Origin of the sequence: Pseudomonas sp. G11, assembly GCF_029457515.1 — a bacterium.
Classification (GTDB): Bacteria; Pseudomonadota; Gammaproteobacteria; order Pseudomonadales; family Pseudomonadaceae; genus Aquipseudomonas; species Aquipseudomonas gorinensis.
This window is the reverse complement of record NZ_CP120377.1, coordinates 5,281,256-5,304,925: the sequence shown is the minus strand read 5'-3', so window position 1 is coordinate 5,304,925 and position 23,670 is coordinate 5,281,256. Positions and strand designations below refer to the sequence as shown.

13 protein-coding genes and 3 pseudogenes are annotated in these 23,670 nt (G+C 56.5%); 11 read left to right on the top strand and 5 right to left on the bottom strand.

What is annotated here, in order from left to right; translation table 11 throughout:
• Positions 1-42 precede the first annotated feature (42 nt).
• Genes P2T68_RS24180 through P2T68_RS24165 form a run of 4 tightly spaced genes read left to right on the top strand, consistent with a single transcriptional unit; the run spans position 43 to position 3,825 of the window.
• A complete protein-coding gene (locus P2T68_RS24180) occupies positions 43-1,071 on the top strand; it encodes a radical SAM protein (protein ID WP_212799532.1) in 1,029 nt (342 codons plus the stop codon).
• Positions 1,068-1,922 (top strand): histidinol-phosphatase, encoded by an 855-nt coding sequence (locus tag P2T68_RS24175; protein WP_212799533.1) that lies wholly within the window; start codon positions 1,068-1,070, stop codon positions 1,920-1,922. The genes P2T68_RS24180 and P2T68_RS24175 overlap by 4 nt, the downstream gene beginning before the upstream one ends.
• A complete protein-coding gene (locus tag P2T68_RS24170) occupies positions 1,919-3,052 on the top strand; it encodes a hypothetical protein (protein WP_212799534.1) in 1,134 nt (377 codons plus the stop codon). The genes P2T68_RS24175 and P2T68_RS24170 overlap by 4 nt, the downstream gene beginning before the upstream one ends.
• Entirely contained in the window at positions 3,043-3,825 is a 783-nt protein-coding gene (locus tag P2T68_RS24165; RefSeq protein WP_212799535.1) for a glycosyltransferase, read from the top strand. The genes P2T68_RS24170 and P2T68_RS24165 overlap by 10 nt, the downstream gene beginning before the upstream one ends.
• Positions 3,826-3,831: 6 nt before the next feature.
• On the opposite strand, the gene P2T68_RS24160 is transcribed toward P2T68_RS24165, so the two are convergent.
• From P2T68_RS24160 to P2T68_RS24150, 3 genes are all read right to left on the bottom strand, one after another.
• Positions 3,832-5,298 carry a glycosyltransferase family 9 protein gene (locus tag P2T68_RS24160; RefSeq protein WP_212799536.1) on the bottom strand — a complete coding sequence of 489 codons (1,467 nt, stop codon included), beginning with the start codon at positions 5,296-5,298 and terminating at the stop codon, positions 3,832-3,834.
• A 182-nt stretch (positions 5,299-5,480) separates the two neighbouring features.
• On the bottom strand, positions 5,481-10,076 hold the full coding sequence (locus tag P2T68_RS24155; protein WP_212799537.1) for a hypothetical protein: 4,596 nt from the start codon (positions 10,074-10,076) through the stop codon (positions 5,481-5,483).
• A 396-nt stretch (positions 10,077-10,472) separates the two neighbouring features.
• Positions 10,473-11,846 (bottom strand): IS1182 family transposase, encoded by a 1,374-nt coding sequence (locus P2T68_RS24150; protein ID WP_042910153.1) that lies wholly within the window; start codon positions 11,844-11,846, stop codon positions 10,473-10,475.
• Between the two features lie 602 nt (positions 11,847-12,448).
• Here P2T68_RS24150 and P2T68_RS24145 point away from each other — a divergent pair.
• Both P2T68_RS24145 and P2T68_RS24140 read left to right on the top strand, forming a co-directional pair.
• Positions 12,449-14,341, top strand: coding sequence for an AAA family ATPase (locus P2T68_RS24145; RefSeq protein WP_126587304.1), 1,893 nt, complete (start codon positions 12,449-12,451; stop codon positions 14,339-14,341).
• Positions 14,338-16,095 carry an ATP-dependent helicase gene (locus P2T68_RS24140; RefSeq protein WP_126587303.1) on the top strand — a complete coding sequence of 586 codons (1,758 nt, stop codon included), beginning with the start codon at positions 14,338-14,340 and terminating at the stop codon, positions 16,093-16,095. Before P2T68_RS24145 ends, P2T68_RS24140 begins: the two co-directional genes overlap by 4 nt.
• 781 nt (positions 16,096-16,876) lie before the next feature.
• Here the strand turns inward: P2T68_RS24140 and P2T68_RS24135 are convergent.
• Positions 16,877-17,905, bottom strand: a complete 1,029-nt coding sequence (locus P2T68_RS24135; protein ID WP_019818564.1) for an IS30 family transposase — start codon at positions 17,903-17,905, stop codon at positions 16,877-16,879.
• Between the two features lie 99 nt (positions 17,906-18,004).
• Here P2T68_RS24135 and P2T68_RS24130 point away from each other — a divergent pair, with 99 nt between their 5' ends.
• The gene (locus P2T68_RS24130) at positions 18,005-18,964 is read left to right on the top strand and encodes a hypothetical protein (protein ID WP_126587301.1); all 960 of its coding nucleotides are present in this window, start codon (positions 18,005-18,007) and stop codon (positions 18,962-18,964) included.
• Positions 18,965-19,180: 216 nt separating this feature from the next.
• Here the strand turns inward: P2T68_RS24130 and P2T68_RS24125 are convergent.
• A pseudogene (locus P2T68_RS24125) lies at positions 19,181-19,701 on the bottom strand (cation:dicarboxylase symporter family transporter); the annotation flags it as partial.
• Positions 19,702-20,193: 492 nt separating this feature from the next.
• On the opposite strand from P2T68_RS24125, the gene P2T68_RS24120 reads away from it, so the two are divergent.
• From P2T68_RS24120 to P2T68_RS24105, 4 genes and pseudogenes are all read left to right on the top strand, one after another.
• Complete coding sequence (locus tag P2T68_RS24120) at positions 20,194-20,631, top strand: transposase (RefSeq protein ID WP_249410712.1); 438 nt, start codon at positions 20,194-20,196, stop codon at positions 20,629-20,631.
• A gap of 39 nt (positions 20,632-20,670) precedes the next feature.
• A complete protein-coding gene (locus P2T68_RS24115) occupies positions 20,671-22,020 on the top strand; it encodes an IS110 family transposase (RefSeq protein WP_126587413.1) in 1,350 nt (449 codons plus the stop codon).
• Between the two features lie 42 nt (positions 22,021-22,062).
• Positions 22,063-22,902 (top strand): annotated as a pseudogene (locus P2T68_RS24110) (IS3 family transposase); the annotation flags it as partial.
• A 214-nt stretch (positions 22,903-23,116) separates the two neighbouring features.
• A pseudogene (locus P2T68_RS24105) lies at positions 23,117-23,649 on the top strand (KUP/HAK/KT family potassium transporter); the annotation flags it as partial.
• Between the last annotated feature and the right edge of the window lie 21 nt (positions 23,650-23,670).

Below are 23,670 nucleotides of genomic sequence, written 5' to 3'. Positions count from 1 at the left end.
CACGCCTGTGCGCTTGTACAGGCTAGCAACGAGTCAAGAAAGATGGATCTGAAAGGCCACCTGCTGTACATCGATATCACCCAAATCTGCGGCATCGGTTGCACGTTCTGCATGTACGCCGACAAGCACAAGACGGGGATGAGCATGGAGTTATCGAGCCTCGCCCGGGAGAACCTGACGGCGCTGATCAACGCCCCCGACGTCAAGCGCATCTCCATCAGCGGAGAGGGCGAACCCCTCAACAACGCCAGGGTCTTCCACGAGATTCTCGAGCTTTCCCAAGGCGGCAAGCGTTTCGAGTTCATCACAAGCGGCTTCTTTCCCCACGAGAAGATGGCGGAGTTCTATGACACCACCAATCGCATCGTGGTCAGCCGCGGCGACACCTGCAATATCCGCCTGAGCTCGGATAGCCACCATATCGACAAGGTGAAATGGCGGGCTCATGGCTTCAGTCTGGATTACCTGCGACGAAACAGACCGGCCGGGCTGAGCTTCTCGTTCCGCTCGATCGACACTGATCGGGAGTTCACCCGCGACTACTTACGGGAGGAACTGGCGCGCTGGGGCCTCGACGCCGAGATAGTCCCGGGCAACGCCCTGGAAGATACGCTGGTGGTCGGCGAGGAACGGTTCGGTATCGACTACAAGAACCTTGTCCACCCGGCGGCCGACACGCCACCAGGTTACCTGGACCTGCATGGCTACATCGACGCGATCGAAGCCCGGGTCAACAAGCGCTTCACCCTCGGCAGCCTCAACCCGCCTCCCCACGCCAACGGCATCGACCTGACGGTGAAACCTAATGGTGACGTCTATCTGTACGGCATCGAGCACCAGCGCCTGGGCAATATCCACTTTGACCGGATTTGCTGGGAGCGACTGGCCAGCCATGTACGCGACACGCCCCTGGTCCGCGCCCTTTACAGCCAACCGCTGAGGGACCTGCTGGCGCGTCTCGACGACCTCGAACTGGTGCACAAGATCCTGCGCAAGGCGAATAACCCCTACTGGCTGGTCAAGGAACTGGCTAATCACGATGGTCTGTTAGAACGAATGGTGCCGGCATGATCGACTCCCACAGCCATACCTTTTATTCCAAGCATGCCGTCGGTACGGTGGATGAGTTGGTGCGGGCGTCAATCGCGGCCGGAGTGAAGATCCTCACCATCACCGACCACGCGCCGTTCCCGGTGGACAGCGACAATCGCCTGTTGGAGGCGGAACTGGAGCGCTATTTCGCCGATATTGAGCGGGCACGACAGGAGCACCAGGGGCAGATCAAGATCCTGCGCGGACTGGAGTTCGACTACATGCCGGGTGTGGATGCCTACAACCGCGAGATGCTGGCCCGGTACGAGCTGGATTTCGCCATCGGCTCGATCCACTACGTCGAGTTGCCGGGCGAGACCATGGCTAAGGTTTGGGAGTTGGCCCGGTTGTCCGCCCCGGCCTTTCTCGACCGTTATTTCGCCCATCTGCAAGCCTTGCTGGAGTGCGGGCTGTTCGACGCAGTCGGGCACGCCGACACGCTGCTGCGCGGCGTGGCGGAAGACGTAGTGCTGCGCCGGATGGAACCGCTGCTGCCGCTGTTCGCCCGCAATGGTGTGGCCTACGAACTGAATGCCTCGGGCATTCGCAAGTCGAGCCTGTTGCCCGGTTCGACTCGTGAGGTTCAGGGTGTCTGGAGCTATCCATCACGCACCCTGCTGCCCCAACTGATCGCCCACGGCGCGGCCTTCACCATAGGTTCAGACGCCCACGATCCGCTGGACGCGGGGGCAGGTATCCGCACTTTGGTCGACGAACTGCAACCGCTGGGCCTGGACCGGATCAGCTACTTCGAAGGGCGTCGACGCATCGACATGCCCCTAGACTTCTTCAGCCTGTCGTCCGGCACCGATACAAGGATTGTCCCGTGAACTCCCGATCGATTGACTGGAAACTACTCGCCAAGGCGCCTGTCGACGAACAGCTGGCGCGCTTTCGCGAGGCCGTGGCCCGGCCGCAGGCGGAGGACGTAAAAGGAGGTCTGCGCGCATTCGCTTGCGGCTTGCTTGCGCAAGACCTGATCGATATGGACAGCTATGTCGCGGTGCTCGGTGGTCATGCCCTGAACTGTCTGACGCCCGACTGCACCAACGGATTCCGCGACATGAGCAATGGCGCAAGCGCCTCCGCGCTGACATCCATCTACAGCCGTGCCAAGTACGGCAGCCAGAAGGACATCCGTTTTCTAGCCGGCCTGGTGATCAACTATCTGGAGCGGCAGCTGGATGACCCGGCATCGCACTGGGCACGGCTGTTCACCAGCGCGCGGGAGCTCAACGACAATGTGGTGCTGATGACCACTGGCTGGCGCAACGTGCCTTCGACGGCCAACGTGCTCTACGACATCGTGGTTGAGGAGATAAACATCAAGCTCGCCCATATGGGCCTCCCCACCCTGATCAACGTCAAGCTGCCGCGCATCGCCCCTCCTTGCGAGAACTACGCGAGCCTGAGTGCTGAAGAACGCGAGCGGGTCAATCTTGTCCAGGACCATGTGATACCCGCGGAGAACTTCTATCGCTGGAGCGGTGTGCACGTCATCTTCGGCGACGATGTACTGGTGACGGGGTCGACTGCCGACAAGGTGTTGCGTGAGTCCCTGCTAGCCGGTGCCCGCTCGTTCCAGGCGATCTACCCGGTTGCCATCGATCCGCGGGTCGCCCTGGCGGATGCCACCGTCGAGGAGCGCCTGAACATGGTGGAAATCAGCCATCAGCTGGACGACACATTGGCCAAACTGCTTGGGGCCGCGGATTACCAACCGATCCTGCGCACGTTGCGTCTACTGTTTTCGACGGACAACTACCAAGCCTTGCCGGCATTCCTGGCGCGGGTGCCGGCGGCCAATTGGTTGCGGCTGTACAAGGCGGCCCTGGGAAACGAGTTCCTGCGCCAGGCCGAATGCATACCCTCGCTGACGCTGCTGCGGCATTACCTGGAGAACCTCGGGCTGCTGGGCAGTAGCGGCGTGACGGCAGAGAGGGCCCCGTTGTGCGTGTGAACTACGTGAGCTACTGGGAAACGGCGGCGGGGCAGTGCATGCCGCCGTGGATCGCCTTGGCTCTGGTCTCCATGCAGCGTGCGCTGGGGGATCATTTCACCCTGCTAACCCCGGACAGCCTGGAGCATTGCATAGATGCTTCTATCCTCGGCAAGGATTGGCGCTTCGAGCCGCTTACCTTCAGCATGGACAAGGGGATCGAGGCGATCGTCGCCAGGAGCGACTTCATCCGCATGGCTTACGTTCATCGCCATGGCGGGGCCTGGATCGACGCGGACAGCATCCTGCTGCGCGACCCGACCTCCCTGTTGTTCCCGACGGGACTCGACGAGCGACTGCACTGGCACAGCGAATGCCTGTTCGCCTCACTGCCGGGAAACGCCGATCTCGCTGAGGCACTGGCGACCGGGCTCGCGGTCGAGACACATGCCTGGGGCAACCCGGGAGGGATCAAGGAGCTTGTCGCCAGGTCGCCGCATCAGCTGGTGCCAATTTCGCCCTCGGTATGCGACCCGGGTTATCGACCGGTTTACAACTTCGACAGTTGCGCGGTGATGAGGCGCACGGACATTGCAGTGAGTGATTTCCTGCTCCATGACGTAAGCCTGCTGAAGCTGTACAACACCTGGTTCAAGCGGACAGTGACACGCGACGAGTCGGTGGCGGAATTCCTTGACGAGGGTACCCTGCTGTCACGCATCTTCCTGCATATCCAACCCGATCGTGGCTATTGGCTGGGGGAGAGTGAGCGCTTGATCGAACGCTGCGGCTGAGGGTGTTCAGGCCAGTTCCACCGCATGCGCCGGCAGGTGCACGCGGCAACGTTGGGCCCCGTTTAGCTCCAGGCGAGTCGCGATCACCTCGTGCACCGTCGGGGTCTGCCGGTGTGGCGAGCCGTGGGCGACGTACAGCCAGGCCGGCACGCGGTGGGCAAGGTGGTCGAATTCCAGCTCGATGCGCAGCAAGTCGAACACCTCACTGGTACGTCCGCTCGGTGTCCAAGCCAGCGGAGCGCTGCGGTGATGAGGATGGATCAAACGCAGCGGTCGTGACAGTTGCAGGTTCAGCGTGCCCGGATGGCAATCGGCGACTTCAGGAAAAGACTGGCTGATCAAGGGCAGCTGGCGGGCCAGCGTGCCATTGGCCACGCCCAGGCCTGAAACGATATGCGCATCCACTGCGAGGGCCGCATCGATCGACTCTTGGAGCAGTTCGGTGACGGGTTGAATCACGTCGACATCAGTGAATTCGTTCAAGTTTTTCCTGCCGGTATGCGGGTACTGACGTGGTTCCTGGCGGCTGAAGACAACCCGGGTACGGGGGGAAAGCGGCGGCAGCCAGGGATTGAAAAAGTTACTGGCTGGATAGATCGCGACCAATGCCGCTTTAAGTCCGACGGCCATATGGACAATGGCGGTATCGACGCTGACAACCACCCCGGCCCGCTGGATGGCACCCGCGACCGCGCGGGGCGTATCCAGTTCGAACAGTGTCCGGACGTTGCTGCGGGCGATGGCGTGCTCGAGTTGCAGTGCCTCGGCACGGCTGGCGGGACTGCACAGAATGCCAATATGGTGCTGCGGCCAGGCATCCGCCAGTGCACGGACCAGCGAGAGCGCTCTGGCGAACCCAAGGCTTTTGTCAGGTCGGCTGGCATAGGGATTGACCAGGATGTGCGCGACGGTGTTGCCGTCCTGTCGTTCGGGAAGCGGGACGATATAGTCGCGGTTGATCCGGGTCGCCCCGAGATCGAGCAGGACCCGGGCGTAGCGCTCGACCACGTTAAGCTGGGCGGTGGCTTCACCCAGTTTGCCGCTGACGCAGTGTAAAGCATCGTCCAGCGAGTAAACCCGGGCAGGTTTAAGCAAGCGGATGAACAGTATCTCGAGGGGCTGGATACGGCCAACTAGGTGGACCAACACATCTACCGATCCCAATTCGCGTACCAGTTGGCCCATCCCGGTCAACGTGGATGGGCAAGTGACGGGGATGACCCGGTCGACGCCGAAGTCGAGCCGATGCAGGGCGACCAGCTCCGGTACGGTGAGCACAGTGAGCCGGGCACCGAGCTTCTGCGCTTCGCGAAAGAAGAATGAAGAAACGATCGCGTCGCCCAGTTTGGCGTCCCAGCGGGGAAGCACGATATGCAGGGGTTGGGCAAGGTCGCGACGTGCCAGCTGGCGGTCCACCAGGCAACGCATCAACAGACGTGCCATAGACTTCCGATGGTTTTGCAAAATCGGCATCAGCTCACACTTTCGGGAATAGCTGGCGATGATATCTATGGCATGGGGCCGTTGCCAGTACTGGCCTAAGGCGCGTGAAATATGCCGATGAGGCAGGGCTTTGCGCTCTTATCTCGGCCACTCGCAAAGTCGATACCTACCGACGAAAGCGGCCACGCTTTCGCCTCTGCCTTCGCACTTCATTATTCAAAACTCAACATTACAGATGAGGGAGCTTTTTCACCGAACAGCTTCTCTTGGCGCTTTTTCTGGACCTTAATTGCTCTGTTGCTGATCTCCCGACTTATCGTCGGCATAAAGGCCGTGAAGATGGCTGTTGGTGCTATCGAGGCTTCGGACCATATGTCAAAACGGCCATCGACGATCTTCATAAACAGAATGGACGCGCTCCAGAAATCCTCCTGCCGTTGGGCATTTAGCATCTTTTCATACCAAGTCTTTGCCCAAAGATTCCTTGCATACGAATCGCTCGCAGTTGAGTGGGCCTTGCCAATGAAACCCTCGGTGCCGTCGAAGCGAGACAGAACCGCCTCAGCGTGGACGCTATCGTCGCAAAAGCCTGCAATCATGAGCGCAAGTGCTGTCTCGTACGGCCGGTCCGTGGCAAGAAGTTCATCAATATAGGTCTGTAGAATTGCCACCTTTCCGCAGAGATGGGCTGCGATGACCTCGCGCGCGATGTCGCTGTCGCTTTGCGGTGTTCGTAGGCGCCTTTTGCATATGTCCACCATCGCCGCGTTAGCAGTGTTGCTCCATAGGACAATGGTCTCTACAGGGATTTTTGCAGCGCCGGTGACACGACGTATGGTCGGGCCCAATGCCAAAATTCGGGTAATGAACTCAGGTGCTAAGAGATTGCCGCTGGTGCCGAGTGCGACCGCTACCTGCAGGGCGACGTGGTGAAGATGACGGAGCTTTCGATCGGAGGTGGCGACCAACATCCGGAGCCAGCGCTGATCGCGATCAGCATCCTGTCCGATGATCGATTTGATGCCGTCGAACGTGAGGTCGGAGAGTATTAGGTCTGCTTCAACAGCCGTAAGCTCACCGACAAAGCGTTCATAGGCATTGTTCATGCGGCGTTGGCGCTCGTCGAACTGTTCTTCCGTTTCCGAAAGCCGATTCATCTGGGATGCGAAGTCGTTTTCCGATGGAGCCCGTTCCGCTAACGAAACTAGGGGAGGCGCGAGGTCGGACACTGTCGGCGCCCCAGCCTCAATCTCCGGCAACTCCACATCCCCCTCATAGTCCAATGCTTTCACAAGCGCGGCTTCGATGCGAGCGGCGATGGCATCATTCTGTTCGGCAGGTAGCGTTTCGGCGGCGAACCCGTAGTGGGACACGTTCATTCGATCAAGCGCGGACTCCGTCTCTATCAGGCCCGCTTCCAACGCTTTCAATATCGCGGTGGACCCGTGCCACTCCTCGAAGCTGCTGTCGCGCTTGTTCGGCTTTTCAGCGCTCCATCCACTATCTATGACTTCCTGTAGTAATGAGGTGTCACCGCTCGATGCGGCGAGGGCGAGCGCTTCATGCCGGAGATTTTTTAGTGGAGATCGGATGAAGCCTTTGACAATACCGACAGCGCGCGGTGTGAGCGGCGATTTAGAATAGTGGATTGAGGCAAGAACCGCTGTCTGCGCATGCTGATTTCCGCTCTGCTGAACACCCTCCAGCACCTGTTCCACTTTTTCCGGTTTGGCGCTGCGCACGCATGAGAGCAGCTCCAGTAGGAGGGTCTCGCCCTGCATTTTTATGATCGCGTCGAGCTGCTCGTCGGCGGTAAAATGCGGCAATGCGATGATCGCGGAAAACTGTGCCGTAAGGAATTCGTCCCGATCGTCTTGCCCGTCTTTATGCGACGCGGTGCTAGCTACACTGGCCGAAAGGAAGCGCTGGGCAAGGTCTTTTGTGAGGGCCGCACTATGCCGTAAAAGCATCAATACGCCCTGAAGTCGCGCATGCCCGCTACGGCCGAGCACTTCGCTCGCGAGTGCTCGGTGCGTGTGTATCGCGTCAGCAGGTACGAAGCGTGCGACACCGGCCCGAGCGCCGCGGAAGTAATGTTCCTCTTGGGCCATTCCCCGGCTCATGGCAATTTTTTCTGGGTCAATCTGTCGATAGTTTTGGGCTGTCGCGATAACGTTCTCTGGTTCAACGGTATCGGGATTGCAGGGATCAACAGCGCTGTATTTTTCTTTTATAGACCAGCCTTCAAAGCGTTCTTGGTCGCGTGTGAGTTCACCGCGGATACGGGCCCCCTCTTCGGCGTCGCCGACATCCCCGGTGCCGTACAGGATGCCAACGCGTGTCCACGCCCCCACGCTGGACGAGTGTTCCGCCAGCAGCGCCTCCAATCCCTTCAGGATTGCTGATCGAGTCTCCTCCCAATCGGCGCGGTTGTAGTGAAGAAGCTGCTCGAATTCTGCATAGGGCACCGACGTTGATGAATTGAGTGCGGCAGAAAACCGCCAACGGACAAGATAGGTTGCGATCTCTTCTAGCGGCATACCAGCCAGAAGATAGAGAGCGAAGCGACTTATACCATCGAACCTAGGGTGCGGAGCGATTACGAGGTTCCTAGTCATGAAGGATCGCTCGGCTTCAGTGAGGGCAGCCTGACGTACTTGAATGTTAGCCAAGACTTTATTGCGCTCTTCGTCAGTATGAGTGACAGATCCATGGCCCGACGTCCGGTGCATCCCTCGTTCTGGTGCAAGCGAATAGAAGGAAAGCCAACGCTTCGTAGATTCCAAAATGTGCTGCCAAATTCCCGGCTCGTCGCGCCGGTTGAGTAGCGCGTAAAGCAGCCACTCTTTGCTGGCGATGTGTTCTTGAGACAGGTATACATTTTCAGCGGCTTGCAGGAAAGCGAGCGGGGCCGATTTTGCTAGCACGGCGAAGGCGTCGGCCTGGCTGTTCGGAAGATTCTGCAGTGATACGAATTTTTCGATCAGCGCGGAGCGTATCTCGGGGCTCGTTTCATCTTCAAGGCAAGCGATCTGCGTTGCGAGCAAGATAACCTTGGCCGTTTCATCAAGTGCGCTGATCGGTTCCAGTATTGTCGCTAGCTTTTCTCGCGGGTCGCGTTCGTTGCGCAACTCGAGTTCGAGTTGGCCGACGAGGTAGAGCGCGAGTGCCAGGTTTAGACCATCGAGTTTTATCTCATACTGTGATGCGCTTCCTTTCACCGAGGAGAAGAACCGGCTCGATGCAACAGCTTCGAGTTGGGCTTCTTGGACGGCATCGAACAGCCTAAGATCATCCGTATTCTGCGCATTCGCTCGAGCCACTACCTTAGCTGCGAGGTCTTTCAAAAGGTCGGCGAATGCGGGCGCCGAAACTGTAGCCGCTCCGTGCTGCTCCATTCTGCGCATATGCTCAAAGAGCAGCCGCCCGACGCTTAGCTCATCCAAAAGCTCGATGGCCTTGGCTTCTATCAGCTCAATAGCGATACCAAGAAGTCTGGGATTCCGAACGGATTCGAGAACCTCAATTCTGGTGTTGGAGAAGTCGATGCCGCGACTTCCCAATATCTGTTTCACGTCATTGATGGACCACTCGGCCAGCGTGATCGTCCTTACTGCACAAAACAGCGTTTTTTTGAGATACGCCCAGTGCGGCGTACGGGTGGTGACTACCAGGCAGCCGCCCAGTTCCTTTAAGCGTAGCGCGGCGCGATCGAGCCAACGCCCCCAATTCGACTTGAGCGGCTGGTTGAGCCCGTCCGCTATGAGGGCTACGCGGACGGAGCTTGCCGGAGTGTTCGTGCGCCAGTCTTTAAAACGGCGCCGCCAGCGCGCGATCACTTGCGGCGTAACATTTCCATCTGTCTGATAGATCAGTTTGCGAATTAGGAAGTCATCAAAGTCTTCTGCATCATCTCCGGTCAAATCGTCAGCAGGACACAGAACGAGAAGTGATTTGGGATGGGACAGATTCCAGCTCTGGACAGCCAGCCAGGATTTTCCGACTCCCTCTTCACCGACAATTGCGTAGATTTCGCTTTCTGGAGCTCCGGAGAATGCCTTTGTAAGAAGCGCACGCTCAGGTCGGTCGAGTGCCGAAGGGCCGGACGGATCAAATGGGGAGAGTGGTTGGCCGAGCTCGGCGCGCGCCTGCACTTTGTCTGTGAACAACCGGCCCAGCCATTCTTGGTTGAGCGTCTTGGCGTGGCCCAACCCAACGTCTGTGGCGAGTGATTTTCTGAGCGCACTCAGCCTTGAGGGATAATCCCCGTGTCTTTCAAAGTGGTCGATTGCTTTGATAGCGGGTGCGATAAGGACCGAGCCAAGTTTTCCGGTAAGTCCTTGTTCGATAAATGCTTTGGATTTTAAACCTGCCGCAACAGTGGCTACGAGCAGTGCCCCGAGATCGTTATTTGACCAGTCCAATACCGTGAAGCCGAAGCCGTTCTTGGCCGAAAATTTCCGCCCGTCTTCGACTGTTTGGGATGCCACCTCGCATGTTGCTCCGAGTATCCAGAGATCCACCACCCCGGTGTCGTCGTTCGCAACGTCGAAAAGCTTCGTCGAAATATCGTTCTTCGAAAGGCCTTCTTTGTAGCGTTTGCCCTCGAAATATGTGGCCCCGCCATCGAACGCCGAATCGCCGTCTCGTCCTCGCTGTGTACCTGACTTTGCGAGACGGAAAGATTGTCCTGTAATTTGACCCAGTACGACTCCGAGTAACCCTTCAAATCCTTCTGGGCCTGAAGGATCGAGGGCTAAAAGGGCGTCCTGTAGAGCCTTCGCGTGCGTTTTATCTGCTGTGTTCATGCTGGAATGACGGTTCCACAAGTGTTGCAGCCAATGGAGTTAGGGGGCGTAGCTTTGTCAGGGGAACGCTTTGCTCCACCTCTTGGCTAGGCTCGGAAGAAGTGTCGGTTGCAGAAGACAACTTTCCGGACCTCCGGCTTTTAAAAGCAAAGAATGTCTCATACTGGCCGATTTCTACCTGTCGCCATCGCCAGCTTTGGGTCGATTGTAGCTGGTCGCGAAAGGCAGGAACCGGCCGATTCTGTTGAAAAAGTCGGATTTTCAGTTCGCCTGAACTCAGGCACGGCTCCCCCCGGAGAACCTACTCACCACATTGAGTGGTTTCTCGGCCCTTCGTTGACCTTTGCTGCTCTGTTATTGGGTTAATTTGAGGTTTTTTGCTTCGTGCAGGCGCACCTATCCCGTGGCAGGTGGCCCTTGAGATGTGAGTTTGGCCAGTCGACGCAGGTTCTGTACCGCAGCCGCCAGCGTGAACTCATCGGTCGCGCCACTCATGCCACGTAGCCGCAAGCGATCCAATTTCAGGATGCGCTTGAGGTGGGCAAACAACATTTCGACCTTTTTACGTTCGTGGCGAGAGCGCTGATACGCCGGCGTTGCTGCAATGCGCCGAGCCACATCACGAGCGGCTTCATGGACGCTGCGAGCGATCTTGCGGAACGCCGTGTTCGGGCAGCACTTGGCTTTCATCGGACAGGAAACGCAGTCGGTCTGCCGGGATCGGAAGATGATGGTGTTGGCTTTGGTGACGTGCGAACGCTCATTCTTGAAGGCACGCCATTCGCTGCGCAAGGCATTGCCGGCTGGGCAGCGGTATTCCTCAGTCTCCTCATTCCAGTGGAAATCGTTGCTCGATAAACTGTCGTTCTTGCGCTCGGTTTTGTCCCATACCGGCACATGCGGCTCTATGTCTTTTTCCTCCACCATCCAGGCCAGCATCGGCGCGGTTCCGTAAGCGGTGTCGCCAATAAGGCGTTCCGGCTTGATGTCGAACTGCGCCTCGACCCGGTCGATCATGATCTTGGTGCTCTCGACCTCGGCCGTGCGATGAGCCGGTGTGGGTTCCACATCCACGATGACACCGTGCTCGGTATCGATCAGATAATTCGTGGAGTAAGCGTAGAACGCTGGGCCACCTGGAGCTGCGGTCCAGCGGGCTTGAGGATCAGTCAGCGATAGGCGCTTCGGTAGCGTTTCGGCCAGAGCCTCTTCATCGAGTGCCTCAAGATACTCACGCACGGCGCGGGTGCTCAGGGCCGGATCGCTCCAGTTGACCTGTTCATCGCCCGGTACACCGCGCTGCCGGCTGGCATCCGCTTTGATAATGCTGGCGTCCACGGCAAAGCCTTCGCCTTTGACCAACCCTGCATCCATGCAGCGACGCAGTACTTCATTGAACAACCAGCGGAACAGATCACTGTCCCGAAAACGGCCGTGTCGATTTTTGGAAAACGTCGAGTGATTGGGTACTTCATCTTCAAGGCTCAACCGGCAGAACCAGCGATACGCCAGGTTCAAATGGGCCTCTTCGCACAACCGCCGCTCGGAGCGGATGCCATAGCAGTAGCCCACGACCAGCATGCGGATCATCAGTTCAGGATCAATTGAAGGGCGCCCAATCGGGCTATAGAAATCAGCGAGGTAATGGCGCAGGTCGCTCAGATCGAGACACCGATCAATGCTGCGCAGAAGGTGATTGGCTGGGATGTGATCTTCAAGGTTGAAGGAGTAAAACAGTCGCTCCTGCCCACTCGATAACTGTCCCATCATGCTGTGTGATCCCCCTCCGGCCAATGAAGAGATTTTGCCGGAGGTCGGCCAGGGGAGCTACTTTTTCAACAGAATCGGTCAAATGCAGACATTGGCTGTCGGCTCTACGTGTTTTGGCCTTGAATTTGATTGTTACCTGCAAGGTACTAGGGAGGTCAACGCCATCCGCGTGGTACTGCGCGGTGGACTGCTGCTGCAAGTTCCGACAAACGATGGAAGCAACGAGCCGGGAGGCGACGGACTGTTGACCGATGTCGAGTAACACGAATTATTACTTCATTCCGCCGCCTCTAAAGAAGGACGGGGAATAACCAGCCATGGATGCCCATGGGGTTTCATCAGGCACTTGAGTGAGTGACCGTCCCTGACTTCAACTTGTGAATCAGGATGTTGTTGGAAAATTTCGTCTAAACGTCACGGCCAGGGGTTGATATGACATCAACTCTGGGGGGGCACTTTGGAGTGCCCTAAATAGTCTAGTCACAACTTAGCGACTAATGGCCTATGGACATCCCCTTGGCAATTGGCGACATTGGCAATTACCACCAGGTGAGCGCACCCCAGCACACCTGCCAAACGTTAAGTTGAAGGGATGAGATTTAATGTACTTGAGAAAGCTAGAGATTGAGGGCTTCAAGAGTTTCGGCAGGCGTTTCACGGTTGAGTTTCATGAAGGGTTGAACGTATTGGTTGGGGAAAATGGGGCGGGCAAAACGGGCGTGATTAACGCGTTGCGTCAGCTGTTCCAGGATTCGGAGTCGGGTAAACGCTCGATCAACGAGCGCGATTTTCACAAGTCGTTCGAGCTAGACGCGGTGCCCGCCCCCAGTTTCGCCATCACGGCGACGTTTGGCGATCTCAGTGTTTTCGAGAAAGTAGCTCTCGACTCCTGGTGTGGTGAGCAGGACGAAGCGGTGCTCAATCTGACCGTGCTCAACCGCGAGTTGCGCGGTCGCTACAGCCAGGAGCTCTGGGGGGGCGCAATCAGGACGGGGGGCTTCAATCAACAGACGCTAGAGCTAATTCACTGCATCTATTTGCCACCGTTGCGTGATGCGGAGCAGAAGCTGCGAGAGGGGCGACAGTCCAGATTATCCCGGCTGATGAAGGCATTGTGCAAAGACCAGCTACAGGCATGTGCTAAAACCAGAACGTTGCATCCGCTTGAAGTAAAAGTCGCCGACTTCAATTCCCAGCTAGCGGCTGAACAAGACATTAAACGGGCGAATGACCTGATCTCCAGTAGTCTACGCGCCGCCCTCGGAGAAAGGTTGTCGCAAAACACCACGATCCAGTTTTCGGAATCCAACTTCACCAGGATCGTCGAAGGCTTGCGTTTGCTGTACTTTCCGAACGCGTCATCCGCCGAACTGTCGCAGTTCCGCTCGCTGGATGAAAACAGCCTTGGCTACAACAATCTGCTCTACATCGCCTCCATTCTCGCCGAGTTGGTCGTCGAGGATGGCGAGGGGCCGGGGGAGCGCACACTGCATAAGCTGCTGTTGATTGAGGAGCCGGAAGCTCACCTGCATCCGCAACTGCAGATCAGGCTGTTAAAACACCTGCAGGAGGTGGCCCTCAACAAGAATATTCAAGTAGTAATCACTACCCACTCTACTGTTATTTCGTCGGCCGTCTCCATCAACAACATTATCCATATCAACGGCGGAGCCGAACCACTCGCCGTTCCTGCGCGTTTTTGCGGCCTAGCGGAACCGAGTCGGCGATTTATCGACCGCTGGCTGGATGTCACCAAATCCAACCTGCTTTTCTCGAAAGGCGTCATCCTTGTCGAGGGCGTGGCAGAGGCCATTGCACTGCCGGAGCTGGCGAAAATCGTGCTTGCTAATCGCGGCCAAGGACTGAACACCCTGGAAGACTACGGGGTGTCCGTCATCAATCTCAACGGCATCTATTTCGCCCATTTCATGCAGCTGTTTTGTGAGGTCGATGGGCAGTTACGAAGCCGTAACCTGCCTATTCCCTGCTCAGGTCTCACCGACAACGATCCGGCCAAAACCCACAAGGTGCGGGTGCAGGAGCAGTTGGTCGACGTGGCTATCAAACCGTATCCAGGGAATTTGGCCGCAGGAACAAATCCCGCGCTGGGCCTGATTCCGACCATTGCGACATCCCAATACGGGCGCTTGTTTAGTGGCGTCCTTAAAACTTTTGAGTATGACTTGGCGATGACGGCAGGCAATCTGCAATTGATGCTGCAGGTGGCGTATGACAACTGGCCCACCGATGGCTCCGTCAAGGCCGCGTTCAAGGAGATGCTCGCGGCCGACTTTGTGGCCCTGACCGAGGTGCAGAAAGCCGAATATGCCTACGAGCTTCTGGAGCGTATTGATTCTACCAGCATGGGAAAGGGGCTCTACGCCCAGCTACTGGCCGACAAGCTCGAGCAGGGTGACTGCGTCTTTGCCGTACCGCGCTATATCAAGCAGGCCATCTGTTGGGCGTGCGCTATTGCTGAGGAGGGATCTGAATGATCTTTCCGAGCGACGAGCAACGGGCATATCTCGGCTCCTCCATTGACGATAATATTTACTTGGAGGCTTGTCCAGGGAGCGGGAAAACCGAGGTAATTGCCGCGAAGGTGGCACGCGAAATCGAGGATTGGCAGGGCTATCCGGGAGGAATCGCACTGCTGTCGTTTGCCAACAGCGCGGCCAATGAACTGAAGAGCCGGTTAATCGCTCATCGGCAACGGGCTCCGTTGGCCTACCCGCACTGGGTGTCGACGATTGACAGCTTCATCCTCAATTGTGTCGTGGCGCCCGTGGCCCATCGGCTCACCGGATATGCTGGCAAAAACGGCGACTTCCGGCTGAGGTTGGTCGACGCCTCGTCAACGGTGTACTTCAAAACCAAATACGCCATCGAACACATCCGCGTTTCCGCCAATCAGTACGACTTGGATCTAGCAACGGGTAAGTTTGTCTTCCGAACGGGGGAGCCTGGACTGGACCGCAAGCTGAACGCCGTTGTATTGGCCGATTGGCAATTGCGTGACCTTAGGGAGGCCAAGACACGTTTCAAGGCGGCAGGTTTTTCCACATATAGGGATGTTGAACATCTCGCCATCCAGATCTTGCACGAGGCAAAGTTGTCCGCCTTTTGCGCACGACTGGCCCTGCGATATCCATTTCTGGTGATCGACGAGTGTCAGGACCTTTCGGTAGAGCAGTTAACCATCTTGGAGGGTTTGCTCGGGCTGGGCGTGAAAATGCACATCGTGGGGGATCTCAACCAGTCGATCTATGGATTTCGCCATGCAGATCCCGCACGTGTCATGCATTTCATTCGAGCTCATGGATTCACCGGTCTGCAGTTGTGTCAGAATTTTCGCAGTTCTCAGGCCATTGTCGACCTCTGCTCCGAACTAGTACCGGGGAGCAAAATTCACGGCAATCCAACGATTCAATCGGCTGCGCCAGTGATTGTCGAGTATGACGATTGTCCCTCGGAAGCGATGCCGCTGTTTATGAGCCTCAGTGACAGCTACGCGAACCGGGTGATCGTCTCGCGCGGTCATTCGACACTGAGCCGGTTTTGCAGCGGTGCCAATGACCTGAACGATACCGAGCGTTTGGCACTGGCCTGCGCCTTGGCAGGTAATGATTCGGCATTCGCCATCCAGAAGTCGCTTGCGCTGTTTGGAGGGTGGCTGGCCAGCAAGTTGGAGTATTCAGTAAAACCCAATTCCTTCCACTGCCCTGTGGATGTCGAGTCCGAGTTGGAGTGGCGTTTATTTCTTCATCAGGCGTTGGCATTTGTCACAAGCACAGGCGCCTTGGTCGCAGGTCAGCACTGGCGCGGGTGGTGCAGGGTCGCCAAAGCTCGTCTTAATGAACTGCCAAAGCAGGCCTTTGTCATCGCCGATATTGCCGTAGCAATTGCACCACTGGTAGCACTTGGATTGCGCTCCCCAGCGGGGCTCGGTGAGCAATTGGTCACTCAGAGACTATCGTTGGTGGCGTTGCAGCAGAGCAGCATTCGGTTGGCAACAATTCATGAGATCAAAGGCGAAACCCACGAAGCGACAATGCTGGTCTCAGCTTCCAGGCGAGGGGATCAGTCACATTGGGCGGATTGGATTGGTGATAAGAATTTAGAAGCGGCAAGGCTCGCCTATGTGGCGAGTTCGAGGCCCAGAAATCTCCTGGTCTGGGCAGTCAAGAAATTGAAAGCCGCAGAGCGAACCACACTTCAGCGGCTCGGATTTCATATAGCTCAGCGATAATCCGTCAGTCAAAAAACGTCGCGCTTGGATAATGTTTCGCAGGGGCAACGGATTCGCTGCTACCTGCAGTCGTTTTCATGTCTGATTGTTTCTCAATACCGTCCTGCCAGGTGGCTGTGTATCGAAAGTAACAATGATTAGCGGGCTCGCGGTTTGAGGCGTTCACTTTCTTCCCCGGAGCAGCCTCGCACCGTTTCCGCCGCGCAGATCGGAGGGTGGACGCCATAGTGGCGTTTTGCTAATTTTGTTCTGGATCAGTTCCATTTCAACCGACAACGCGGGCAAGCCAGCACATGCGCACGATTTTGAAATACAGGACACGGGTCGGCACGTTCTACATTGCTCAAGCGGTAGATGGCAGATTTCATCCAATGTTCGATCACGAGAGTCTAGGTAGTTATCAGAGCATCCTGCACGCCATTGATGACTTGTTAAACGACGCCACCAGCTCCGTACTCCATCCAGAAACGTTTGAACTGGTGGACACATCCACCCTCGGACTACCGGATGATCCTCGAGACTGGGAACGGGTATAGGTTCGTTCAAGTAGGGTGCCACCGCCACGTGGCCGGCCAAATTGAAAGTGCCGCTGAGCGGCATCAATCACCAGGCTCAAAAGTCAGTACCCAATTCGAGAGTCTGGGCAAGTAACGAGCTCGACACTCTGACAAGTTAGTTTCAGCTCCCGAATATTGAGTCGCGAATCTCTGCAACTGGATCATTGCTCACTATCGCGGGGCGCTCAAATACTCGGCGGTTGCAGAAGCTGAGTGCAACACGGTTATTGATTTGAAGCTGGAGCATGATGCCGCATAGCCATGGCTTCCTGCATCACCTCGCCCATGACTTCGATCGGGCACTTGAAATCGAAGCGTTTACGGGGGCGCATATTCAGCTCCAAGGCGATGGCATTCAATTGCTCTTGACTGTGTACCGACAAGTCAGTCCCCTTGGGCAGGTACTGGCGGATCAGGCCGTTGATGTTTTCGTTGCTACCGCGCTGCCAGGGGCTGTGCGGGTCGCAGAAGTAAATAGCGACCCCTGTCTGCTGGGTGATTTCAGCATGCCGCGCCATCTCCCGGCCCTGGTCGTAGGTCATGCTCTTGCGCATCGCCAGCGGCATGCTGTTGAGCGCTGCACTGAAGCCCTCCATCGCCGAGGTCGCCGTTGCGTCGTTCATCTTCATCAGCATCAGGTAGCCACTGGTGCGCTCCACCAACGTGCCTACCGACGAGGCGTTGGCCTTACCCTTGATCAGGTCGCCCTCCCAATGCCCCGGCATCAGCCGGTCTTCGATCTCTGGCGGGCGAACATGAATGCTGACCATCTCAGGGATCTGGCCGCGCCGATCCACGCCACCAGAGCGCGGCCGGCGCGTCGTCTTGCCTTGGCGCAGGCAGACGATCAGCTCCTTGCGCAACTCGCCGACCGGCAAGGCATAGATCGCGTTATAGATCGTCTCACGACAGACGTAGGCATCTCTGAGGTTGGGTATGGTCATGCTGCGCAGCTTGCCGGCAATCTGCTCGGGAGACAAACGCTTACGCAGCATGTGGGCCACCAGTTCGAAGCGCTCGCTGCCCGGCACAAGCTTGCGCTTGGGGCGACAAACCTGGCGCCGAATGTTCATCTGTTGCTGGGCGCAGCGGGCCGAGTAAGCACCACTACTGCCTCGATTGCGCTTCAGCTCTCGGCTGATGGTCGAGGGCGACCTGTCAATCAGGCGAGCAATGCCGCGCAGGCTGAAGCCTTGAGCTTGACTGAGTTGAATGATGGCGCGCTCTTCGACGCTGAGTTCGGAATAGGACATAGGGGCAGCACCGTACCGGAAAGGTCAGGTGTTGCACTCAGTTTTCGCGGCCGCCCTCTATAAAAAACAAGCAGGATCCACACAGCAAATGGACTGAAAATGACAAAAGAAATTGAACGGAGTCTCGAGGAAATCCATCGCCAGTTGAAAGGAGACGAGCGAGATCTGTCTAGCAATTCTGTAAAATCGTTAAAATACTATGTGCGTAGCATCAGTCATCGTTTGACGGAGTTTCTAATCGCGCAAGAACGGGAGCAGCACAAGCATCGTTATAATCTCAGTTGGGCCATGGGGGGGATCGGTATAGTCGGTGTACTCTTGGCCATCGGTCAATGGGGAAACAGTGATATTGAGTGGATAGAGCACCACCGATTAACGCTGCAATTGTGGGGCGTGACGCTGTGTACGATTTTTGTTGGTGTATCGCTGGAACGATCGGCCTTAGTCAAATCGCTATGGGGTTTTTACATCACAAAATTTATCGTGTCGATTATCTTGTCGGGCGTCATATTTTATGCTCGAGGTCGAGCGGCAGGTTTAGTTAACAGTGTTTTTCATGTTGACGCATCGGCATTCACTGTCACATTGGTACTGACTACAGGGCTCGTGCTCTTTAAGTTGTTGATCCCCTTTGTATTGGCTTTGGCAACGATAACTGCCTTGGCTCATTTTCTGATTATTTTGACCTGGGTTAAAGCCAAGTGGACGGACCGCGATGTAGAACTACCGCCGCTGTTTTCGTTATTGTTCATATGTGTGTCCAGTGTGATTTTGCTTTTTGGTTCGGGCTGGTCGAAGGAAGAACTGAATGACTCAAGAATTTCAGAGAAAATCTACCTGATGGCCCATGCACTTGATTTCAATTACTCGCATGAGTGCGCCAACGTGAAAGCCTCCAAGCCGGTCGTTTTTCTTGGGAACACACAGGAGTCCGTATTGGTCGCGCCTTTTGCTCTAGAGGATTTTGACTTTGGCACCTTCTTTGAAGCATCTGTGGTGATACCTACCGACTTTTCTCGACAAAAGTGTGAGTACAAACCCCTCAAGGTCAACGACTGAGACGTTACCCCCATGCAGATGTGCCTTTTCATCAACAACCACGAATGTTTGAGCTCTCGCGGTCGGATACGTCACGCAGGCCAATTCGGTTAGAAGGACGCCCAATGCTTGAGACTTAGCTGATCAAGTGATTTTGGAGAGAATACAAAAAAGGGCCCTTTGCCGGCCCTTCGTCATGAACGGTCTTCAGGACAACTGCTGCACACCGATGAGCGACTAGAGCGCTGCCTCTGGGCTGCGGCCAAACACTCGGTGGTATTCAGCCCTGGCGGTCTGTTCAGTGAACTCGCCTGACCACTTCGACACCACCACGTTTGCCACGCTGTTGTCGATGGTGTTGCAGGTGGCGATCGCCATCGACCATGAAGCGGTAGACGCCGAACAGCAGCGCCAGACTTTCCACCGGCAACAGGCCGATCGCCGTGACCGTTGCGGCAAACACCACGAAGCTGCCACCGAACACCGTCGCCGCCCCTTTGGAGGTGACCAGCATGATGGCGATGGTGCCCAGGCGTTGTTCCCAGCTCATCGGCACGCCGTAGGCGTTGACGATGAACAGCACTACAGCGACATGTAAATGGACATGCCGTCTAGGTTGAAGCATGACCGGTGGGTAGCACCAGCACTAGGTTGATCAGCACCATCAGCACCGCCGACCAGTTGCTGCCGATCGCGTACGCCTCCGAGCCGAACGCGCCGAGTGGGGCGAATTTCATGATCAGGTTGATGAACTCGAACGCCTACGTTGGACAGGCTTCGTTCTTAGATCACTGGCAATCAATCCTGCTAGATGTCGACTGCATTGTGACGGGCTGGCTGTTCTGCGCTCCTCGCGAAAGGAATCGGATGGCCTTGTGGTTTTATTAGATGACCGCGCTTCTGCTGTGCTTCATCCAACACAAGCAGGCTTACCGAGCATTCAGCGCCTACGAAGCTGTGCTTGATCTGCGGGTCGGGCTGCTGTCGCTATCGTTGTGGGAGGATCAAAATATGACCCACCAATCCTTGAGCTCGCTTCTCTAGTGTCTAAAGCTAGGTTCCTATGAAGCCGCTGGTCGGCGTTTGGGGAGAGGCGGGGAGGCGGGGGTAGTATCGGGTGTTTATCTAACCGCTCCACGAGTCGTACGTACATATCAACCCGACATGAGTACAAGAAGGTGAACTGGCCTAATGATTCTGGACACTTCAATCGGGCGCTATGATGGCGCCCAAATCTGAGGTGTTTGGATATGCGTAAATCTTATTCCAGTGAGTTCAAGCTCAAAGCTGCCAGCATGGTGCTGGACGAGGGACAGTCGGTCCCTGAGGTCTGTGCCAGCCTGGATATTGGCCCTACGGCCTTGCGCCGTTGGGTCGATCAGGTTCGAAAAGAGCGCTTGGGGTCGACCCCGGAAGGGGCCAAGGCGATTACCGCTGATCAGCGAGAGATCCAGCAGCTCAAAGCCTTGCTCAGACAAAAAGACCTGGACATTGAAATCCTAAAAAACCGCCTCCCCGGCGCTCCGCGGCCCATTGGATTAGAAACACTGCGTTCTACACTGATCTTACTGGACAGTGGTCGCTGGCTTTTTGGAGGCTTAGTCCCCGTCAAAAAACTTGACCCAGGGGAAGCTGCGGACCCGTTAGTGGTGGCACGTTCCGTGACCCCGTTTAGGAAGGTGATTTGATCCGAGTCCCCGTCCAGTTCAACTTGACTGGAGGTGCTCATGAAAAAGCATGATCTGAAGCAGCGTGGGTTACCGGTTATTCATGATTACGCAGCCGGCATTGATATTGGCTCACGCTTTCATGTGGTGGCCGTTCCTGCAGACCTGGCCAAAGAATCCGTTCAAACTTTCCAGGCCTTCACTGCCGATCTCGAGCGCATGGCCAACTGGCTGGTAAGTCTTGGGATAACGACGGTCGCCATGGAATCAACTGGCGTTTACTGGATTCCGGTTTACGAAATACTGGAAGCGCACGGCCTTCAGGTCGTACTCGCCAATGCGCGTGATGCCCGTGCGGTGCCAGGGCGCAAAACCGATGTGAATGATGCACAGTGGATTCAACGACTCCATGCATGTGGGCTGCTTCGAGCCAGCTTTCACCCTGATCGTGAGATTTCGGCTTTGCGCAGCTATTTGCGGCTGCGGGAGCGTCATCTCGATTATGCCGCGGCGCATATTCAGCACATGCAAAAAGCTCTCACGCACATGAACCTGCAATTGCATCACGTCGTCGCCGATATCACCGGCTTGTCGGGGATGCGGATAATTCGCGCCATCGTCGCAGGCGAGCGCAACCCCTCCTCGTTAGCGGCGCTGAGTGACAAGCGCTGCAAGGCAGGTGTTGATGTGATTGAGGCATCGCTGGTCGGCAACTACCAGCCCGAGCACGTTTTCGCTTTGACGCAGGCGCTGTCCATGTATGACGCTTATCAAGCGCAGCTACTGGTTTGCGACCAGCAGATTGCACAAACGTTGATTAAGCTCTCGCAGGAAAAGACATTGCCCGCTGAGCCGCTGCCAAAACCACGGCATAACACTCGGCAACCCAACGCGCTCAATTTCGATGTACGTACCTTGCTCTATCAACTGGTCGGTGTTGATCTGACCCAGATCCACGGCATCGGCCCCTACCTGGCTCTTCGGCTGGTCGCCGAGTGTGGCACGGATCTGAGTCGATGGCGGACTTGTCACCATTTCACTTCCTGGCTCACCCTTGCACCCGGCTGTCGCATCAGTGGCGGCAAGGTACTTTCGGCCCATACCCGCAAGACCAAAAATCGAGTGACCGCCCATCTGCGCTTAGCCGCAGTGACGGTCGGCAGAACCAATACCGCATTGGGGGCGTTTTATCGGCGGCTCGCGGCGCGAATCGGCAAAGCCAAGGCGGTCACGGCTACCGCTCGAAAGATCGCGATCCTGTTCTACAACGCCATGCGTTTCGGCATGAATTATCAAGACCCTGGAGCAGATCACTATGAGCAAAAATATCGCGAGCGAGTCGTCAAAGGCCTACACCGACGCGCGGCTGAGTTTGGTTTTACGCTGCAACCACTGGAGGGTGTTTCTTAGGAAGGCCAGTGCTCTCCTGCTTTTGGACTCCAAAGATCATTCTCGTTGATCAATGAGCTGGACGAGCAGTACGGCGTCAACAATTGCTGTCGGGCGTTTGGAGTCAACCGCAGCAGCTTTTACGCCTGGCGTCAGCGCCAAGGCAAGGTGAAGCCTGAGCGGGAGAAACTGAAAGCCATGCTGGTCGAGCATCACAAGGAGTCCAGAGCGTCCGCGGGGGCTCGCACCCTTTCCAAGGAGCTGCAAGCAAAGGGGCATCGCGTCGGGCGGCATATGGCTCGCAGCTTAATGCGCGAAGCCGGTGTTGCCAGTCATCAGCGACGTCGGCACAAGTACAAATCTTCCGGTGTGGAGGCCCTGGTGGCGCCGCATGTGCTCAAGCGCAAGTTTGATGTCACGGCGATCAATCAGGTGTGGTGTGGCGATGTGACGTACATCAAGGTGGGTAATCGCTGGATGTATTTCGCAGCGGTACTGGACTTGTTTGCACGCAGGATCGTGGGCTGGTCGTTTTCCATGATTTCCGATGCCACGCTGACCTGCGAAGCGTTGCGAATGGCAGTTCAATTGCGAGGCCGTCCAAAAGAGGTGCTGTTTCATTCCGATCAAGGTTGCCAATACACCAGCCACAAATTCAGGAATGAGATGCGCAAGCATGGACTCCTGCAAAGCATGAGTCGCAAAGGTGAGTGCTGGGACAACGCCCCGATGGAGCGTTTCTTCGGTAGTCTGAAGTCAGAATGGGTGCCGGAAGACGGCTATAGCTCGGAACACGAAGCTCGGGTGGATGTACAGCGTTATGTGATGCGTTACAACAACGTCAGGCTCCATAGCTACAACGGCTATCGGTCGCCAGTAGCTATGGAGAAAATGGCGGCGTGAAACCTTAACTCGTGTCCAGAATTACTTGACCAGTTCAAAGGCCGGTGCTAAGTCGGCGTTATTTCTTAGACACTGTTTCCGCTCTTTGGGGACGAATCTCGCTCGTTGGCGATGAGAGCGGGGGTAGTGAACTGCCGTTGGGGATCGTTAGAAGCTCTCACCGTGTCGTCGGGCACCGCGCGGATAATTTGATACTTCGGCACGCTTCGGGGGAGTCATCGTCGAGCGGCTCGACGAAACTGCGCTTCCCTTGCCTTTGTTTATCGCCAGCGTCCGTTTACAGCCACCCCAACGTGTGCAAGGTACGGCGGTTTTTCTCACGGCGCGGGCCGATGCCGTTCCGCACGCGTTATTGCACAACCTGCTGCATAACCAAGTGCTCCATGAACAGGCGGTATTGCTGACCGTGGTTTCCGAGGACAGTCCTCGCGTTTGCGCAGGCCGTCGCTTTGAGGTTGAGGCCCACGGCGAAGGGTTCTTCCGCGTCAGCCTCCATTTCGGTTTCATGGAGGAGCCTGACGTGCCGCTGGCGTTGAGTCAGTGCCATCTCGAGCAACTCGATTTCAGTCCTATGCGAACCACTTACTTTCTCAGCCGTGAGACGGTGATCCCAACCAAGCGCATTGGCATGGCTCGGTGGCGCGAAAACCTGTTTGCGTTTTTGCTGAAGAATGCCAACAGCAACCTGAAGTATTCAAGCTGCCGTTAAACCGGGTGATAAAGCTTGCTACGCAAGTTGAGATGTAAGGGACCATATCCTGGGAGACG

Excerpts from the sequence above, each read along its gene's own strand:
- P2T68_RS24115 (WP_126587413.1), top strand. The coding sequence starts at position 20,671 with ATGAAAAAGCATGATCTGAAGCAGCGTGGGTTACCGGTTATTCATGAT.
- P2T68_RS24175 (WP_212799533.1), top strand. The coding sequence starts at position 1,068 with ATGATCGACTCCCACAGCCATACCTTTTATTCCAAGCATGCCGTCGGT.
- P2T68_RS24135 (WP_019818564.1), bottom strand. The coding sequence starts at position 17,905 with ATGTCCTATTCCGAACTCAGCGTCGAAGAGCGCGCCATCATTCAACTC.
- P2T68_RS24145 (WP_126587304.1), top strand. The coding sequence starts at position 12,449 with ATGTACTTGAGAAAGCTAGAGATTGAGGGCTTCAAGAGTTTCGGCAGG.
- P2T68_RS24160 (WP_212799536.1), bottom strand. The coding sequence starts at position 5,298 with ATGCCGATTTTGCAAAACCATCGGAAGTCTATGGCACGTCTGTTGATG.
- P2T68_RS24155 (WP_212799537.1), bottom strand. The coding sequence starts at position 10,076 with ATGAACACAGCAGATAAAACGCACGCGAAGGCTCTACAGGACGCCCTT.
- P2T68_RS24180 (WP_212799532.1), top strand. The coding sequence starts at position 43 with ATGGATCTGAAAGGCCACCTGCTGTACATCGATATCACCCAAATCTGC.
- P2T68_RS24120 (WP_249410712.1), top strand. The coding sequence starts at position 20,194 with ATGCGTAAATCTTATTCCAGTGAGTTCAAGCTCAAAGCTGCCAGCATG.
- P2T68_RS24140 (WP_126587303.1), top strand. The coding sequence starts at position 14,338 with ATGATCTTTCCGAGCGACGAGCAACGGGCATATCTCGGCTCCTCCATT.
- P2T68_RS24130 (WP_126587301.1), top strand. The coding sequence starts at position 18,005 with ATGACAAAAGAAATTGAACGGAGTCTCGAGGAAATCCATCGCCAGTTG.
- P2T68_RS24150 (WP_042910153.1), bottom strand. The coding sequence starts at position 11,846 with ATGATGGGACAGTTATCGAGTGGGCAGGAGCGACTGTTTTACTCCTTC.